The 16,944-nt window shown below is 47.9% G+C and carries 11 protein-coding genes; 8 read left to right on the top strand and 3 right to left on the bottom strand.

What is annotated here, in order from left to right; genetic code table 11:
• Positions 1–7 precede the first annotated feature (7 nt).
• Positions 8–1,219 (bottom strand): sensor histidine kinase, encoded by a 1,212-nt coding sequence (locus ACX9NY_RS26995; protein WP_472476141.1) that lies wholly within the window; start codon positions 1,217–1,219, stop codon positions 8–10.
• A 211-nt stretch (positions 1,220–1,430) separates the two neighbouring features.
• Here ACX9NY_RS26995 and ACX9NY_RS27000 point away from each other — a divergent pair, with 211 nt between their 5' ends.
• The 3 genes from ACX9NY_RS27000 to ACX9NY_RS27010 are packed head-to-tail and all read left to right on the top strand — an operon-like array spanning position 1,431 to position 4,746.
• Positions 1,431–2,366: an ABC transporter ATP-binding protein gene (locus ACX9NY_RS27000; RefSeq protein ID WP_342571157.1), complete on the top strand. Its 936-nt coding sequence runs from the start codon at positions 1,431–1,433 to the stop codon at positions 2,364–2,366.
• 12 nt (positions 2,367–2,378) lie between these two features.
• Positions 2,379–3,575 carry an ABC transporter permease gene (locus ACX9NY_RS27005; protein ID WP_472476143.1) on the top strand — a complete coding sequence of 399 codons (1,197 nt, stop codon included), beginning with the start codon at positions 2,379–2,381 and terminating at the stop codon, positions 3,573–3,575.
• Positions 3,568–4,746: an ABC transporter permease gene (locus tag ACX9NY_RS27010; protein WP_472476145.1), complete on the top strand. Its 1,179-nt coding sequence runs from the start codon at positions 3,568–3,570 to the stop codon at positions 4,744–4,746. Before ACX9NY_RS27005 ends, ACX9NY_RS27010 begins: the two co-directional genes overlap by 8 nt.
• A gap of 174 nt (positions 4,747–4,920) precedes the next feature.
• Here the strand turns inward: ACX9NY_RS27010 and ACX9NY_RS27015 are convergent, their stop codons facing one another.
• Both ACX9NY_RS27015 and ACX9NY_RS27020 read right to left on the bottom strand, forming a co-directional pair.
• Positions 4,921–5,763, bottom strand: coding sequence for a flagellar motor protein MotB (locus tag ACX9NY_RS27015; RefSeq protein WP_339257606.1), 843 nt, complete (start codon positions 5,761–5,763; stop codon positions 4,921–4,923).
• Positions 5,747–6,544 carry a flagellar motor protein gene (locus ACX9NY_RS27020; protein ID WP_339238065.1) on the bottom strand — a complete coding sequence of 266 codons (798 nt, stop codon included), beginning with the start codon at positions 6,542–6,544 and terminating at the stop codon, positions 5,747–5,749. The genes ACX9NY_RS27015 and ACX9NY_RS27020 overlap by 17 nt, the downstream gene beginning before the upstream one ends.
• A gap of 169 nt (positions 6,545–6,713) precedes the next feature.
• On the opposite strand from ACX9NY_RS27020, the gene uvrB reads away from it, so the two are divergent.
• The 5 genes from uvrB (at position 6,714) to ACX9NY_RS27045 (ending at position 16,710) form a co-directional block, all read left to right on the top strand.
• On the top strand, positions 6,714–8,705 hold the full coding sequence (uvrB, locus tag ACX9NY_RS27025; protein WP_342571153.1) for an excinuclease ABC subunit UvrB: 1,992 nt from the start codon (positions 6,714–6,716) through the stop codon (positions 8,703–8,705).
• Positions 8,706–9,731: 1,026 nt separating this feature from the next.
• Complete coding sequence (gene uvrA, locus ACX9NY_RS27030) at positions 9,732–12,590, top strand: excinuclease ABC subunit UvrA (protein ID WP_339257602.1); 2,859 nt, start codon at positions 9,732–9,734, stop codon at positions 12,588–12,590.
• A gap of 337 nt (positions 12,591–12,927) precedes the next feature.
• Positions 12,928–13,140 carry a hypothetical protein gene (locus ACX9NY_RS27035; protein ID WP_017692026.1) on the top strand — a complete coding sequence of 71 codons (213 nt, stop codon included), beginning with the start codon at positions 12,928–12,930 and terminating at the stop codon, positions 13,138–13,140.
• 461 nt (positions 13,141–13,601) lie between these two features.
• Positions 13,602–14,771, top strand: a complete 1,170-nt coding sequence (locus ACX9NY_RS27040; protein ID WP_472476149.1) for a S1C family serine protease — start codon at positions 13,602–13,604, stop codon at positions 14,769–14,771.
• A 43-nt stretch (positions 14,772–14,814) separates the two neighbouring features.
• Positions 14,815–16,710, top strand: a complete 1,896-nt coding sequence (locus ACX9NY_RS27045) for a stalk domain-containing protein (protein WP_472476151.1) — start codon at positions 14,815–14,817, stop codon at positions 16,708–16,710.
• The last annotated feature ends 234 nt before the right edge of the window (positions 16,711–16,944 follow it).

Here is a 16,944-nt window from a genome sequence, read left to right on the forward strand (position 1 = left end):
CCTTTTTTCAGAGTAGATCCATCTGGTTCGTTATTGGAATGCGTGTAATCACGGTATACGGATAAGCTGATTGGATCTCCAAGGTTCCTCCCACCATTTGTGTACGTATACGCATGCTTTCCTGTCCTATGCCACTTGATTTAGACGAATGCGGATTAATTTTGCCATCATTACTTACGCTCATACAGATTTCCTGATCCGCGAATACCAACTCCAATGTGATAGAAGAGGCATTTCCGTGTCGTAGTGCATTCGTTACGGCTTCTTTGACATTTTTGTATAAAACGATTTGTATGCTGGGGTACAGCACATGGGATGCGCCTTGAACTTCAAAATGTGTCTTCACCCCGGTATCTCTGCCCACTTCCTCCAGAAGACGATCCAGTGCATAGGTATTGGAACCATAGGAATCCGGTCGCAGTTTGTGAAGTGTACTTCGCATATCATCCATACTGGTGGCCAATTGATCACGAATCTGTCTCACCATTTCCGTTCCTTTTTCCGGATCTCGGGGGAGAGTCATCAGAGCGGCTTCCGACATCATTTTGGTGCGAATCAGTCGATGTCCGATATCATCATGAAGCTGTCTGGAGATACGTGTGCGTTCCTCTGCCTGAGCTACTCCTTCAAGTTGCTTTGTAAATAACAGGAGCTGTGCACGTGCTTCTTGAAGCTCGTAATGTTTACTGCGGAGCTCGTCATAGACTTGTTCCAGTTGTCCGCGGCTGGTAGCTGTTCTTGATCCCTGCCAGGAGAGAGCCGCTGTGATGAGCAGAAGCAGGTTGCCAAGGACCATCGTTGTTGCCTCTGCGGAGAATAATGTGGTGGTGATTGTATTTAGTGTGGTTAACCCTGGCTGCGTTACCTGTGGCACAGAATAATACCATCCCAAAGCGACATTGCTTGTGGCAAGCTGAATGGCAAACATCAACCATCTCCGGTTTCCCTCGAGTCTGTATATATACACGTAGAGCACGGATAGAGAGAGGAATAGCAGGATGGGTCCATACGAAGCAATCAGCCAACAGCTCCAGAGTATTTCGGCCAAAAGCAACAGCCACTGCTGTGTACTTGAACGGTTGAAATCTTTCCACACGGAGAGTCCGAGCGCGATGATGATATATAGGGTGTAGACAGCTTCGTTTTCCAAGGGCAGCATCAACATGTACAGTACGGCTGGAATGATAATTAATCCGTATTGCAGAAACCGCATCGGCATAGGGTTGTGACATCCTTTATATAAAAAGTGGAGTAGAAAATCTCTCGGTAATGCGCCCTTGATTATACCATAAGCAGCATTTGAAGCAGGAGATGACCTAAGTCACCTTCGATTCATGACTTTTCGTACCTTCGCTAAAGAGTGCGATCCGTTACAATACAAATATGAAATCCAGCGGCAGAGGCCGAAACGGAAGAGGGGCGTAAAAGGGATGGGTATACTTGAAGTACATCATGTTGTGAAACGATACGGCAGCAGGTTGTCCGTGGATCATTTGAACCTTAGTGTTGGCAAAGGCGAAATTTTTGGATTACTCGGTCCCAATGGAGCAGGAAAAAGTACCACCATCAGCATGATAGCCGGGCTCCTGAACATGGATCAGGGGGAGATCAGATTAGATGGTATATCGGTTAAGGAGCAGCCACTTGAGGTAAAGCGCAAGATTGGACTGGTTCCGCAGGATCTGGCTTTGTACGAAACGATGACGGCTGCCGAGAATGTAACCTTTTTCGCCCGCCTGTATGGATTGCGTGGGAAATTGCTGAAGGAAAGAGTGCAGGAGTCCCTTGAATTTGTAGGGTTACAGGATAAAGCTAAGGATGCTCCCTCGACCTTCTCCGGCGGTATGAAACGCAGGTTAAACATCGCATGTGCGATTACACATCGCCCGGATCTCATTATTATGGATGAACCAACAGTAGGCATTGATCCACAATCGCGGAATCATATCCTTGAATCGGTACGCACACTCAACAAGATGGGTTCAACGATTATATATACAAGTCATTACATGGAGGAAGTGGCGGCGATTAGTCACCGGGTTGCGATTATGGATCAAGGGCGAATCATTGCCTGTGGCACGGAAGCAGAGCTGAGAGAACGGGTGGCATCGGAGGAAAAAGTAGTGCTCTCCACTTCCGGTATCGGTCCGGGCGTCGTGGAAGAATTGAAACTTCACCCTCGCGTGCGATCGGTAGACGTTTCAGAGAATACATTGACCATTACGCTGCCTTCGGCACAGCAGGATCTCCAGGATCTGCTCTTCATTTGCAGCAAACATGAAATATCCATTCAATCACTTAAGGTTGAAGAACCGGATTTGGAAACATTGTTCCTCAATCTGACCGGGCGTACGCTTCGAGACTAGGGGGAGCAAGAGATGAATATATGGCATATTTGCATCTTTGAGTTAAGACGTATTCTTAAGATTCGATCTGTGGTATTGAACCTGTTCATCCTGCCGTTGTTACTGATTTTTATATTGGGCACGGCTCTTTCCAGTACGATGGGGACGGCGGATGATGTTATTCCAGATAGTGTACGTGTGGGAATTATCCATTTGAGTACTGAATCTGGTGGAGGATCAGATACGCTTAATCAAGCGCTGGATACATTCGTTGCATCCCCGGGAGTGGCTGAGATGGTCAAGGTGCAGAACTTTAAAACAGAGGAAGAGGCTGTCCATTCGCTGCGTACCGGCAAGCTGGACTTTGCTGTAATGATTCCTTCGGATTTTGAGGAAAACGTGATGACGGGGAAAGAGGCCAGGTTACAATGGATACGAGGAAAGGATAATACGCTCAATATCTTGGGCGAAACTTTGTTCACGCGATTTACGGATGAATGGAACCGACAGATGGCGATGACCAGAGTGCTTGGTCCGGAAGTGATTGCTGTCATGTCCTCTTCTTCGAAGTCTGGTGCGGAGAGTTCCACGTCCATAACTGTCGTCAATCCCGGAAAAACAGGCACAGCCTACAGCGCTTCTCAATACTATGCCGCATCCATGCTGGCCATGTTCATGTTGTACTCCGGTATGACGACAAGTACCAGCCTTTTTGGAGAGCGGGATAACCGAACGTTGATTCGCCTTCAGGCTGCGCCGATTGGTAACGGAGTTATTTTCGCTGGCAAAATTGCAGGCAATAGTCTGCTCGCTTTCTTGCAGGCAACGACGATTATCCTTATGACGTCTTGGTTCTACGGTGTAGATTGGGGAACCCATCCCTGGTATATTGTGCTGACTTGTGTAGGAATCACATTGGCATCCATGACCCTTGGCGTGATCGTGGCATTAATATGCAAAACCACGGCATCGGCCAGCGCAACCATCCAAGGTATCATCATAGCTATGACATTCATTAGTGGCGGGTTTAGACCCATTCCGATTGATTTTGTACAACGGCTTAGCGAATTCACGGTTAACCACTGGGCGCTCCAGAGTTTTCTGAGAATGATGCTGGATGCACCAGTAGGCGAGATTGTATATAGCATTCTGATGCTAGGCGTGGTATGCGCTGTATTACTGTTGATCTCGGGATTAATCTATAGAAAGGCAGGATACCGATATGAATAGTCTACACATCGCCTGGTTGATGATTAGACGTACACTAGGTCGTAAAATGGGCTTCATTACGTTTCTACTTCTGCCTTGCCTGGTGGTTACAGGGGCGGTTGCTCTTTTTGGAAACGAGCAGAGTGCACGTACTGTTATCCCCTATGTCAATGAGGGTGGAGGGGCAGCAGGAGCGTGGATGATTCAAGAACTTGCTGGCAGAGAGGAGTACCTGCTCAAGCCGATGACTAACGAAGCAGAAGTGAAGGAAGCCATCGCTCAGCAAAAAGGAAGTTCTGGCATCATTATTCCAAAGCGATATACGGAAGATCTCTTACAAGGCAAGGCAACTGAAATTCAACTGGTGGAGCTGCGGATAAGCGAAGCTTCCTACACACTGCGAGCAGCTGTTGAAGGTTTGGCGAGTGGATTGCAACAATCTGCTTCAGCTATTACGTTGGCCGCAGGTCCTGTCTCAAGTGAGACTGATAAACTATCGAGTATACAGAAGCGATTTGAACAGCTTTTACAGGAGATAGGAAAGCATCGGGTTGCTGGTGAAGTCACCGCTCTGCAGATCTATCCCAAGCCAGGCCTGAACAATGTGACTGGATTTACAATCATGTTTATGATGGGGCTGCTGACCAGTGCAGTGGCTGTGATCATGGAAGATCGCAGGAAACGTACGATGGCGAGAGTATATACGGCACCCGTTCGTGCATATGAGATTGCGCTTGGCAATTTCCTGGGTAGCTTTGTCATTGGTATGATTCAGATTGTAATCGTTTTGGGAGTCAGCAGGTGGCTGATTCATTATGATGCCGGTATTCCTTTTGGCATTCATTTCCTGATCTTGGCAGCATTCATGTTGGTCTCCATGGGGCTCGCAAGTACCGTGGCAGGATTAATCCGTAATCCCAAAAATGCGAATATGCTGAATTCACTTGTCATTATGCCTACCTGTATGATAGGCGGTTGTTTCTGGCCCATCTCGTTCATGCCTGACTATATGCAAAAGCTCGCCAACTTTGTTCCGCAGAAATGGGCGATTCAGGCGGTGGAGACGATCTCTGCTGGTGGTACACTGTCGGATATTACACTGCCACTATTGATTTTGTTTGGCATGGCTGCCATTTTGCTGACTGTAGGCTCGGCTATTCTGCGTCCTAGCCAGCCAGGAGTAGAGGCATAGGCATAAGGTGTAGATCAAGATCAAGACGAGTTTTGGAGAGCTAATGTCAACCGAAAAAGATATCAAACAAAAAGCACGTTCTGCCTGAACTTGATTCAGCAGAACGTGCTTTTTGTTTGATATAAGAATGAAGATTAAAGAATGTTAATGATGCATTAAACGAGATATAGATGATTAAGGTTGGAGTTGACGCAAGACAGTGATTTCGACCCGACGGTTCTTTTGTCTTCCGGCCGCTGTGGTGTTGTCACCCGTTGGGCGAGTATCCGCATATCCGGCATACTGGAATCCGTCCGGGTTAAGTTTCTCTGTATCCAGAAAAAAGCGTAATACAGACAGTGCGCGTTCCCCGGAAAGCTGCCAGTTATCAGTATAGGCCGAGTTTGCTCCGACAGGAACGTTATCGGTATGACCCTCAATGCTGACAACGGTATTTAGATCCCGGAACAGGCTGGCAAGCTTACTGAGCGTTGGTGCTGCACCGTCCTTCAGAGCGGCCTGTCCCTGATCAAACAGGAAGCGGTCACTAAGTGTAATGGATAGGCCCTGTGGCTTGTCCGCAACAAAAATCTGATTTTCCAGTTTATTATCCTCGATATATTGGGTAATCACATTGAACAGATTTTGCAGTTCCTGCTCCTGTGATCTGAATTGTTCTTCCCGTTCTGTGAGGGGCTTGTCATCATCATCTGGCGTTGCCGTTCCGGAATCGGAAGGGTTTCCTTCACCTTTTGAAGAATCTTCCCCTTGAATTCCGGATGGTGGAGTCTCAGTAATCGTCTGTCCGGGTTTCTCGCCGAGTCCTTCACCAAGTTCAAGGATCGAGTCGGACGCATTGAATGTATTTTGTAACGACTGAGTAACGACGTCATATTTACCGGAATCCAGATTGCTCATGGCGTACATGATGACAAAAAAGATCAGAAGCAAGGTTATGAGATCGGCATAAGTTATCATCCAGCGATCCCGATGATCAACTGTTTCACGTTTTCCGCGCCGTTTACTGCGCCGACTCATCCAATCCCTCCTTTGCTAGGGGGCGTATAGGCTGACGATGCGTAAGGGTGAAAGACTCCAGTCTTTTGCGTACAAGCTGGGGATTCTCACCGTTCTGAATGGCAAGTACACCCTCAAGAAGCATTTCCATGGTCTGCACTTCGTCAGCACCTCTGGATTTGATTTTGGATGCAATGGGCAAAAAGATAAGATTGGCACTGGCGACCCCATACAGGGTTGCGGTAAAGGCAACAGCAATAGCAGGTCCGAGTCCGGTGGGATCGGTCAAACTGCCAAGGACCTGAATAAGTCCCATCACGGTTCCGATGATACCCATGGTTGGGGCATAACCGCCAGCAGATTCGAAAATTTTGGCGTAGCCCTCATGTTTTTGTTCAATAGAGTCAATCTCCATCTCAAGGATCTGGCGAACCACATCCTGATCCGTACCATCGACAACCATCTGAATACCGTCTTGCAAAAATGGATGCGGATGATCCATAACCTTGCGTTCCAATGCAAGCACACCTGAGCGGCGTGCGATCGAAGACATCTCGACCAATTCTTCAACCCACAAGCCTGAATCATTATTGTGACGTCCAAAAGCCATACGCAGGGCAGCTGGAATCGTACGAAGACGATGCGCTGGGAAACTGGCAACCACAGCAGCAATCGTTCCACCGAATACAATTAAAGCAGCCGTTTTTTGCAGAAGACCGGACAACTGGCCGCCTTCCCACAAAAAACCGCTAATGACTGCGGCAATTCCGGCAATAATACCGATAAGTGTCGCAATATCCATAAATTAACCCACTCCTATCTTCATTTCACGTTTGCATCACTAAAACGAACGAGGTATAATTAAAAGGGAACAAATATTCCTATTACTATAAGTTTTCCCATATGAAAATTCGGGGAACTTCGACAATATATAGTGACTATTATTTTAGACGATAGGGTGAGATACGGCAATGAGCGATATTATAATGAGCGACAAAACGTTCGAAATCGAGTCAGAGTTTTCTCCCCAAGGTGATCAACCTGCTGCCATTAAAGAATTGGTGAAGGGTGTTCAGGAGGGGAAGAGGTACCAGACACTGCTGGGTGCAACCGGTACGGGTAAGACGTTTACGATCGCCCAGACGATAGCCCAACTGCAACGTCCTACGCTGATTATTGCACACAACAAGACGTTGGCAGCGCAGCTTGCAAGTGAGTTCAAAGACTTTTTTCCTAATAACATGGTTGAGTATTTTGTCAGTTATTACGATTATTTTCAGCCAGAAGCATATATTCCGTCCTCCGATACGTATATCGAGAAGGATTCAAGTATTAATGAAGAGATCGACAAACTGCGGCATGCAGCGACAAGTTCGTTGTTTGAGCGTAGGGACGTCATCATTGTAGCGAGTGTTTCTTGCATCTATGGTTTGGGTTCACCGCACTCGTATTCAAGCATGTTGCTGTCACTTCGGGTAGGCATGGAGAAACCGCGCAATCAGATTTTGTCCCGTCTGGTAGAGATTCAGTATCAGCGGAACGATATTAACTTTGTACGGGGTACGTTCCGTGTTCGTGGGGATGTTGTTGAGATTTTCCCTGCTTCCAAGGGTGAACATGCAATTCGTGTTGAATTGTTTGGTGATGAGATCGAGAAGATTACGGAGATTGATGTGTTGACCGGAGAACTGATTGGCGAACGTGAACATATTGCCATCTTCCCGGCGTCTCACTTCGTAACGCAAGAAGAGACGATGAAGGTTGCGCTGGTGAACATTGAGCGTGAACTGGAGGAGCGTCTTGAAGTGTTGCGTGAACAGGGGAAACTGTTGGAGGCTCAGCGACTGGAGCAGCGCACACGGTATGATATCGAGATGATGAAGGAAGTCGGATTCTGTTCGGGGATTGAGAACTATTCCGGTCCCCTGACTTTCCGCGAACGCGGCGATACTCCATATACATTGATGGACTATTTCCCGGATGACATGTTGATCGTGGTCGATGAGTCTCACGTGACTCTGCCACAGATCCGTGCGATGTACAATGGTGACCAAGCGCGGAAGACAGTACTGGTTGAACATGGTTTCCGCCTGCCGTCAGCGCTGGATAATCGTCCGCTCAAATTCGAAGAGTTTGAAGGCAAAATGGATCAGATTATCTATGTATCAGCAACACCAGGCCCGTATGAGATTGAGCATACCGATACGATGGTGCAACAGATTATCCGTCCAACCGGATTGCTTGATCCAATTATTGAACTGCGTCCAACAAAGGGACAGATTGATGATTTGATTGGTGAGATTAATGACCGGATTGCCAAAGACGAGCGTGTGTTGATTACAACATTAACGAAGAAGATGTCTGAGGACCTGACGGATTATCTGAAGGAAATTGGAATTAAGGTACGTTACTTGCACTCCGAGATTAAGACGTTGGAACGGATGGCCATTTTACGTGATTTAAGGTTGGGTGTTTTCCATGTCCTGATCGGGATCAACTTGTTACGGGAAGGTCTCGATCTGCCCGAAGTATCCTTGGTAGCCATTTTGGATGCTGATAAGGAAGGATTCTTGCGTTCTGAACGCTCACTGATCCAAACGATTGGGCGGGCGGCACGGAACAGCGACGGTCGCGTTATTCTATACGGTGACAAAGTGACCGATTCGATGGATAAGGCGATAAAGGAGACCGAACGTCGTCGTGCAATCCAGATCGAGTACAACGAGAAGCATGGAATCACACCACAGACGATTCGCAAAAAAGTGCGTGATGTGATTGAGGCAACCAAAGTTGCCGAATCTAAGAAAGACTATCTCACCGGCGCTGCCGAGAAGATGTCGAAGAAAGACCGTCAGGCGCTTATTCAGCGCCTAGAGGTAGAGATGAAAGATGCAGCCAAAAACCTGCAGTTTGAGCGTGCTGCCGAGCTTCGTGATGCGTTGCTGGAACTTCGCGCTGAATAAGATACAGCTCATTCATATGCTCCAGTAAAGATGGATCTGTAACAAGAGAACGGCCAATTGGCCGTTCTCTTGTTGAGTAAGGAAATCGTTGATATGTACCGATAATAAGAGATGTTGAAATCTTGAATTCGGGTCTATACTGATAAAAATGTTGAAATTGGTTAAAAGGTTTATAGGAAAGCAATTGGGAGTCGTGTCCCCCTGATAGCCAAGAGGTACGATGTTATTGACCTTGGAGCCGAGCCAAAGGCAATGGCGACCTTGTCGCGACCAAGGCGAAGCCGAGAGCGTCCCCGGTGTTGACCTTGGAACCGAGCCCGAAGGCAATGGCGACCTGGCGCGAACGAGGCGAAGCCGAGAGCGTCTCGCTCTTGACCTTGGAGCCGAGCCGAAGGCAATGGCGACCTGACGCGACCAAGGCGAAGCCGAGAGCGTCCCGCTCTTGACCTTGGAGCCGAGCCAAAGGCAATGGCGACCTGACGCGATCAAGGCGAAGCCGAGAGCGTCCGGCTCTTGACCTTGGAGCCGAGCCGAAGGCAATGGCGACCTGTCGCGACCAAGGCGAAGCCAAGAGCGTCCCGTTCTTGACCTTGGAGCCGAGCCGAAGGCAATGGCGACCTGTCGCGACCAAGGCGAAGCCAAGAGCGTCCCGCTCTTGACCTTGGAGCCGAGCCAAAGGCAATGGCGACCTGTCGCGACCAAGGCGGAGCCGAGAGCGTCCCGCTCTTGACCTTGGAGCCGAGCCAGAGGCAATGGCGACCTGTCGCGACCAAGGCGAAGCCGAGAGCGTCCCCTCGCAGTAGAGCGGTCTGATAAGGTTCCGGCAATAGGCCGGAACCTTATCAGAAACTGCGGGCACACGGCAACCCTTCACATAGCAAGACCCGACCCCTCACCGTTGCACCGCTTGTTTCGGGTGTCCAGAGGGCTGCGCCCTCTGGGGCCCTCCCTTGGAAGGGAGGGTTTGGGAGGGATCGAAAAGCCTTTTAAAAGGTTTGGATAGTAAATTTGAGAGGATGAATACTATTGGCGAGCGATAACATTGTCATTAAAGGCGCACGAGCGCATAACCTGAAAAATATCGACATTACCATCCCGCGTGACCGCTTTGTTGTATTGACCGGCCTGAGTGGCTCAGGCAAGTCCTCGCTGGCTTTTGACACCATATACGCAGAAGGACAGCGACGGTATGTCGAATCATTGTCAGCTTACGCACGGCAGTTTCTGGGACAGATGGAGAAACCGGATGTGGATTCCATCGAAGGATTGTCTCCTGCGATTTCAATAGATCAAAAAACAACAAGTCGTAACCCGCGTTCCACGGTAGGAACCGTGACGGAAATTTATGATTACCTGCGTCTGTTATTTGCACGTGTGGGTCATCCACATTGTCCAGACCACGGCGTAGAGATCAGTTCCCAGACCGTAGAACAAATGGTTGACCGTATTATGCAATATCCAGAGCGTACTCGGTTGCAGATTTTGGCACCTATTATCTCAGGACGTAAGGGTGAGCACAAAAGTGTATTCGCTGATGTGTCCAAACAGGGTTTTGTACGTGTACGGGTGAACGGGGAATTGCGTGACCTGTCAGAAGATATCCAATTGGAGAAAAACAAAAAGCATACGATTGAAGTCGTTGTTGACCGGATCGTTGTTAAAGATGATGTACAGGCGCGTCTGGCCGACTCTATTGAAACAGCACTTAATTTGTCCGGTGGACAACTCCTAGTGGACATTATGGGTGAAGAAGAGTTGCGCTTCAGTTCCAACTTTGCCTGCCCGGTGTGTGGATTCAGTATTGAAGAGCTTGCACCACGGATGTTCTCATTTAACAGTCCCTTCGGCGCTTGCCCGGATTGTGATGGGTTAGGTGTCAAAATGATCGTTGACCCTGATCTGCTCGTACCGGATCGCAGCAAGACGATTGAAGACGGTGCTTTTGATGCCTGGACAGGTGGCACATCTACTTATTATCCGCAGTTTTTGAAGTCGGTATGTGAGCACTTTAACATTCCGCAAAATGTACCTGTCGAAGATCTACCCGCTGAGCAGATGAACAAGTTGCTGCAGGGTACGGGTTCGGAGAAAATCCGTTTCCGATATGAGAACGATTTTGGACAACGCAAGGAAGCACTGGTTACCTTTGAAGGTATCGTGAACAATCTGGAGCGTCGTTACCGTGATACAGCATCGGAAGGTATCCGTGAATTCATTGAGGGTTACATGAGTGCAAAGCCTTGTGGTACGTGTAAAGGTCAGCGTCTGAAACGCGAGAGCCTTGCAGTTACAATCAATGATCACAACATGGCCTATGTGACTAGTTTGTCCATTGGTGAAGCCGGCCGATTCTTCGAAACATTGGATTTGACGGAGAAGGAGCGGACGATTGCCAAGCTTATTTTAAAAGAAATCAACAGCCGTCTCGGCTTCCTGGTGAATGTTGGTCTGGATTACCTTACACTGAGTCGTGCTGCCGGAACCTTGTCTGGTGGAGAAGCCCAGCGGATCAGACTGGCTACACAGATCGGTTCCAGCCTGATGGGTGTACTGTATATTCTGGATGAGCCGAGTATTGGTCTGCATCAACGGGATAATGACCGTCTGATCTCAACGCTTGCGCATATGCGTGATATTGGTAACACGTTGATCGTGGTTGAACATGATGAGGATACGATGATGGCTGCGGACTATATTATTGATATTGGGCCGGGTGCAGGTATCCACGGAGGCACCATTATGTCACAGGGTACACCGGAGGAGATCATGAACGATGAGAACTCCTTAACCGGTCAATATTTGAGTGGTCGCAAGTTCATTCCTGTACGTACAGAGCGCCGTAGTGTAGGAGACCGTTGGTTGGAAGTGCGCGGAGCCAAAGAGAATAACCTCAAGAATCTGAACGTGAAGATTCCGGTAGGTGTATTTACGGCGGTAACAGGTGTGTCTGGCTCAGGTAAATCCACATTGATTAATGAGATTTTGTACAAAACGTTGGCACGTGATCTGAACCGTGCCCGGGTACGTCCGGGTCAGCATAAAGAAATTCGTGGTCTCGAACATATTGATAAAGTTATCGATATTGACCAGTCGCCAATCGGGCGGACACCACGTTCCAACCCAGCTACGTATACAGGCGTCTTTGATGATATCCGGGATCTGTTTGCCCAGACGAACGAAGCCAAGGTACGTGGATACAAGAAAGGCCGATTCAGCTTTAATATCAAAGGTGGACGTTGTGAAGCCTGCCGTGGAGACGGTATAATCAAAATCGAGATGCACTTCTTGCCGGACGTTTATGTGCCTTGTGAAGTCTGCAAAGGCAAACGATACAATCGGGAAACGCTTGAAGTGAAATATAAAAACAGAAATATTTCCGATGTGCTGGAAATGACGGTGGAAGATGCAACCCAATTCTTCGAGAACATTCCGAAGATCCATCGTAAAATGCAGACACTGATGGATGTGGGCTTGGGTTATATCAACCTGGGACAACCTGCAACCACATTGTCTGGTGGTGAAGCCCAGCGTGTGAAGCTCGCTTCCGAGCTGTATCGCCGCAGTACAGGGAAAACCATCTACATCCTCGATGAACCGACGACCGGTTTGCATGTCGATGATATCGACCGTTTGCTCAACGTATTGCACCGTCTCGTTGATTCAGGTGAATCAGTCTTGGTGATCGAGCATAACCTGGATGTAATCAAAACAGCTGACTATGTTGTTGATCTGGGTCCGGAAGGCGGTAGCGGTGGAGGAACCATCGTCGCAACGGGAACCCCTGAGGATATCATCAAAGTGGAAGCTTCCTATACGGGCAAGTACTTGAAGCCAGTTCTGGAACGGGATACCGAGCGGAGCAAAGCACTGCAATTGGTGGACTAAGATTCTCTAACCAGTAGTTAGAACCATATGAATGACAGTATTGGCCCTTCTTTTCGAAATGGTTGAGACGTTGGATTACGATCTAACGTGCTCTGCTTCCGGGAAGAAGGGCTTTTTTAAGTTTGAATGATGCACAGTTTTGATCGGTCTAAGGTTATTGCGTGAAAGTGTTTACATATGCATTATGACGAGCATTACAGGAATATTCGGCCAATTTGGATTTTTTTCATTTTTATGGATGATAGGGCTTGCATTACAAGCAGGGTACAGATAACATAGAGGAAGATATTAGGGTATGCGTTAGCTGTTCAACTATGGTAAGGAGGTCTGTCTATCCATGCTGTTTGCAGAAGCTGCCACGGCGAGTACATCGAATTTTAATGCATTTGATATTTTTGTCATCTTATTTACGATCCTGATTTTCATCGGAGTCGTTCGGCTTCTTCGGGCACCGAAGAAGAATCTGTTTGCGATCGGATTTGCAGTAGTCAGTCTACTTGTATTTTTGATGACGGATTATGCAATGATAACCGGTTGGTTTGCTCAGTAGAAAGGCCACTGAAGTGAAGGATCTATAAGCGATTAGTGCATGTTCAAAAAGATCGGTTTTCAGTGCCGAGAAGATGGAATGAAGCTAGAAATGGAGTAGCGGAGCGTAGGCAAACTACGTGAGCAACGGACATTTCGGCTGAATTTCAACTTCGATGCTGATGATGCCACTAGGCATCCTTCGTAATCAAAAGCGAACTTATTGAACAACCTCTAAAAGAGGTATGAAGGAACACTTTCCACGGGAGACATGGAGGGTGTTTTTTTTCGTTTATACTGAGCTGTTAATCAAGATTCTATCTTCTCTACTAAAATAGGACTTAAAACAATTGTATATCCAGATTTTGTATGATACATTGAAGGATACCGGAATTGCAGATGAGAGAAAGAGAAAATAGATTCAGCGATGAATCCGATGTCGAGTCGCGCAAGAAGGATGTATAGAGAGGGTCAGGTGAGAATATGAGCGTGTTGGGTAAAAAGGGAATAGCCATACTGATGGCTGCTGTACTCTCGATTAGTGTAGCGGCAACGGCCGGTGCGGCTGAATCCAAAGCGGCAATGCAAGCGAAAGTGGTGGACGGTCAAGTCTATGTGAACACCAAGGATCTGCTCAAGGCAGTTGGTGGAAGTGGACAATATGATGCCAAATCAGGAACGTACACGTACAAGGGAAGTGAAGCCATCCCCAAAGTGATCGAAAAGGTATCTCCTTCGGTTGTAGGCATTATTGGGAAATCTACCGAAGTGCAAGAAGGTGCATCATCAGACAACCGCTATAATCTTGCGCATGGTACAGGTGTCATTATCCGATCCAATGGATGGATCGTAACGAATGCCCATGTGGTGGATGGATTAACAAACCCTGTGGTCGTAACGACGGATGGCAATACATACAAAATTACGAAAACATACAGTGATGCACTCAGTGATCTGGCGCTAATCAAAATCAATGCCAAATCACTCCAACCGGCGAGCTTCGCCAAAGCTTCACAAACCTCTGTTGGTGAAACGGTGATCGCCTTGGGTACGCCGATTTCCTTTTCCTTGCGCAACTCGGCAACGGTAGGGGTCATTAGCGGTTTGAATCGTGGTGTTGAGGCGACCTATCGGTTAATTCAGACCGACACGGCCATTAACCCAGGAAATAGCGGAGGACCGCTGGTCAACCTGAAGGGTGAGGTCGTCGGTATCAATTCCATGAAATTTTCTGCGGTCGGCGTAGAGAGTTTGGGATTTTCGATTCCGGTGGATACCGTTCAATACATCATCGATCAGTTTTTTAAATATGGCAAAATAAAACGTGCAAGTCTGGGACTACAGCTGGAAGAAAGCTGGTCTGCGATTGTGGGCCTTCCTACAGATGATCCTTTAACGATCACGGGTGTACTGTCTCCTGAAGCGAAGAAAGCCAAAATCAAAGAGGGCGACTTCATCTATAGTGTGGCAGGTACACGTGTCTCCTCTGTAGTAGATATCAATGAGCTGCTCAAAACGTATCTGCCTGGGCAAAAGGTAAAGCTATTGATGCAATCGGATGGCGATATCGTCACCCGCACGTTGGTACTTGCTGATCGCGCAGACATCGTAGACGAGGAAGATGAAGCGTTCCTTGCAGATGAAGAACAATAAAGCCCGGCGATCAGCCCGGATGGAGAGAGGACGAAAGAACGGAATGAAAAAGTCATGGATACGTGTGCTAAGCACAGGTGTATTAACCGGGATGCTGACCATTGGAGCGGCATTACCTGTATGGGCATCTGATCTGACGACAAGTGAATTACGGGTCAAAGCGGGCAGCACGAGCGCTTATATTAACGGTGATAAGCAGGCCATAGCCAAACCTTACAAGGTCAAGGGTGTGACGATGGTACCTGTCGGTGTATTCAAAAAAGCATTTGGCAGTGAAATCCGGCTGGAGAAAAATGATATTGTCAAAATCAAGGAAGGTCCGCACACGGTTACCCTAACGATTGGCAGTTCAATTGCCTGGGTAGATGGTGTAAAGCATGAGATGGGTGCCGCTCCGAAGATGGTGAATGGCGTACTTATGGTTCCACTTCGTCCGGTTGCCGCCGGGATTGGAGCAACGCTAGCTCCGAACAGTTCCGGAGAAATGGTGATTCGTCTGTTGCAAACCGATGATTCGGTAGACGATGAGGACGGCCTTCATCCGGATGAAGGCAAAACCAGAATTGGCAACAGCTTTTACGGCTGGTCCATTAACTATCCGGCAGACCTTATGGTTTTCCAGACCGGTGAGCAGGAGCGCATGATGACTTTTGGTGCTGCGGACAACAGTTATTATCTTGAGGTGTACGTCAGCGATCAGGACGTGGCTCTGGATGCGGATGATTTGTTGCAGCAACTTGTCCAGGAGGCCAAACAATCGGGAGATACGGTGCTGGATCGTGAAGCGGTGTCGAAAGGTAAAACGCCTTATGCACGCATCATTGTGAAAGATGTAGATGGCATGTTGTGGGAGATGCGTCAGTATCTGAACGAGGGCCGTCAATATGATGTGTACCTCGCAGATTACGAAGCCCTGAATTATAAAGATCTGGGCAAGCGTGCGGCGCTGCTCAATTCATTCCAGCCAACCTATGCCGAATCGGATCGAACGATCAAGGATCTCTCCACTGTAGATAACGGCATGCGCTCCGCATGGAATGATGACTATGGTATTGAATTGAAGATTCCTGCCGGCTGGTCGATGGACAACAATCAGATGATCTATGAAGCCAAAGATGGTGCATATCTGCAATGGCGTGTCACTTCGGCGAAAGCAGGTACAACGGTCAAAGACTGGAGCGGCCAACTGGATAAGTGGATGCGCGAGACATTTACACCAGAGAGTTATGAGCCAATTGGCTCATATACGATGGATATCTCGGGAGAGACTGCCGAGGTGAACGAATTCCGTTATAACTTTGGCGGCGGCTGGCAGACCGAGTTCGATGTTCTTTTGCAGAAGAATGGGTATCGATATTATGCAGAGTATACATTCCCGGAAGAGCAAAGTGCAGATCGGGCATGGTTTGAACGGATTATGAAGAGTGTCGAGATTGATTTTGATACGGTTGCCGATAATTTCGGTCAGCTGGATGAAGATCCGTATTTGACAGACAAAACGAAGACACTTACACGTACGTCCAAACGTTATAAATACAGTGTGGATATCCCCCGTTACTGGATGCCTTACAGTGATCGATTCGAGTATTCACCTGTGGTGTACACCTTCACGGGCGGAGAATTCTCCATTGCGGCGAGTGAAGACAAGTCGATCGAGATGACGGTCAGTCAACTGAGAGAAGCTTATGCCGAAGCCACCAAAACGCGGAAAAACTTTCAGCTGCTTCGCAGTGAGGAGTTGACGTTTGCGGGTGTGCCTGCATTTTCCTTCACGTATCATGAGCTGGACAAAGGCGTGCCATATGCGGGTCGCCAGATCGTGTTTGAAAAGGACGGAACGACCTATACGATCACAAGTGGTCTGAATGATGCCAACAAGACAGAAGTTCAGGCGGCAGCCTTGGAAAAAGCAGTGAACTCATTTACTTTTATTAAATAAAATTGATGCATGCCGGAGGGTCAGTGACCTTCCGGCTTATTTGTTTCCTTTATAAGATAAATTAAATATTTACACTGGGACGAAGAGTGCAGAACCGATCTGAAGAAGCGAAGCGTGCGCGTTTATCACCAGATTATTTCCTTTAGAAAAGGAAATAAAAAAAATCTGGGGGTAACAGCGATCGGAAGATGGTACTGCAATCGGAGTGCCTAGTGTAAATCTTAATGGAAATGA

Source organism: Paenibacillus sp. CB74 (assembly GCF_055687625.1).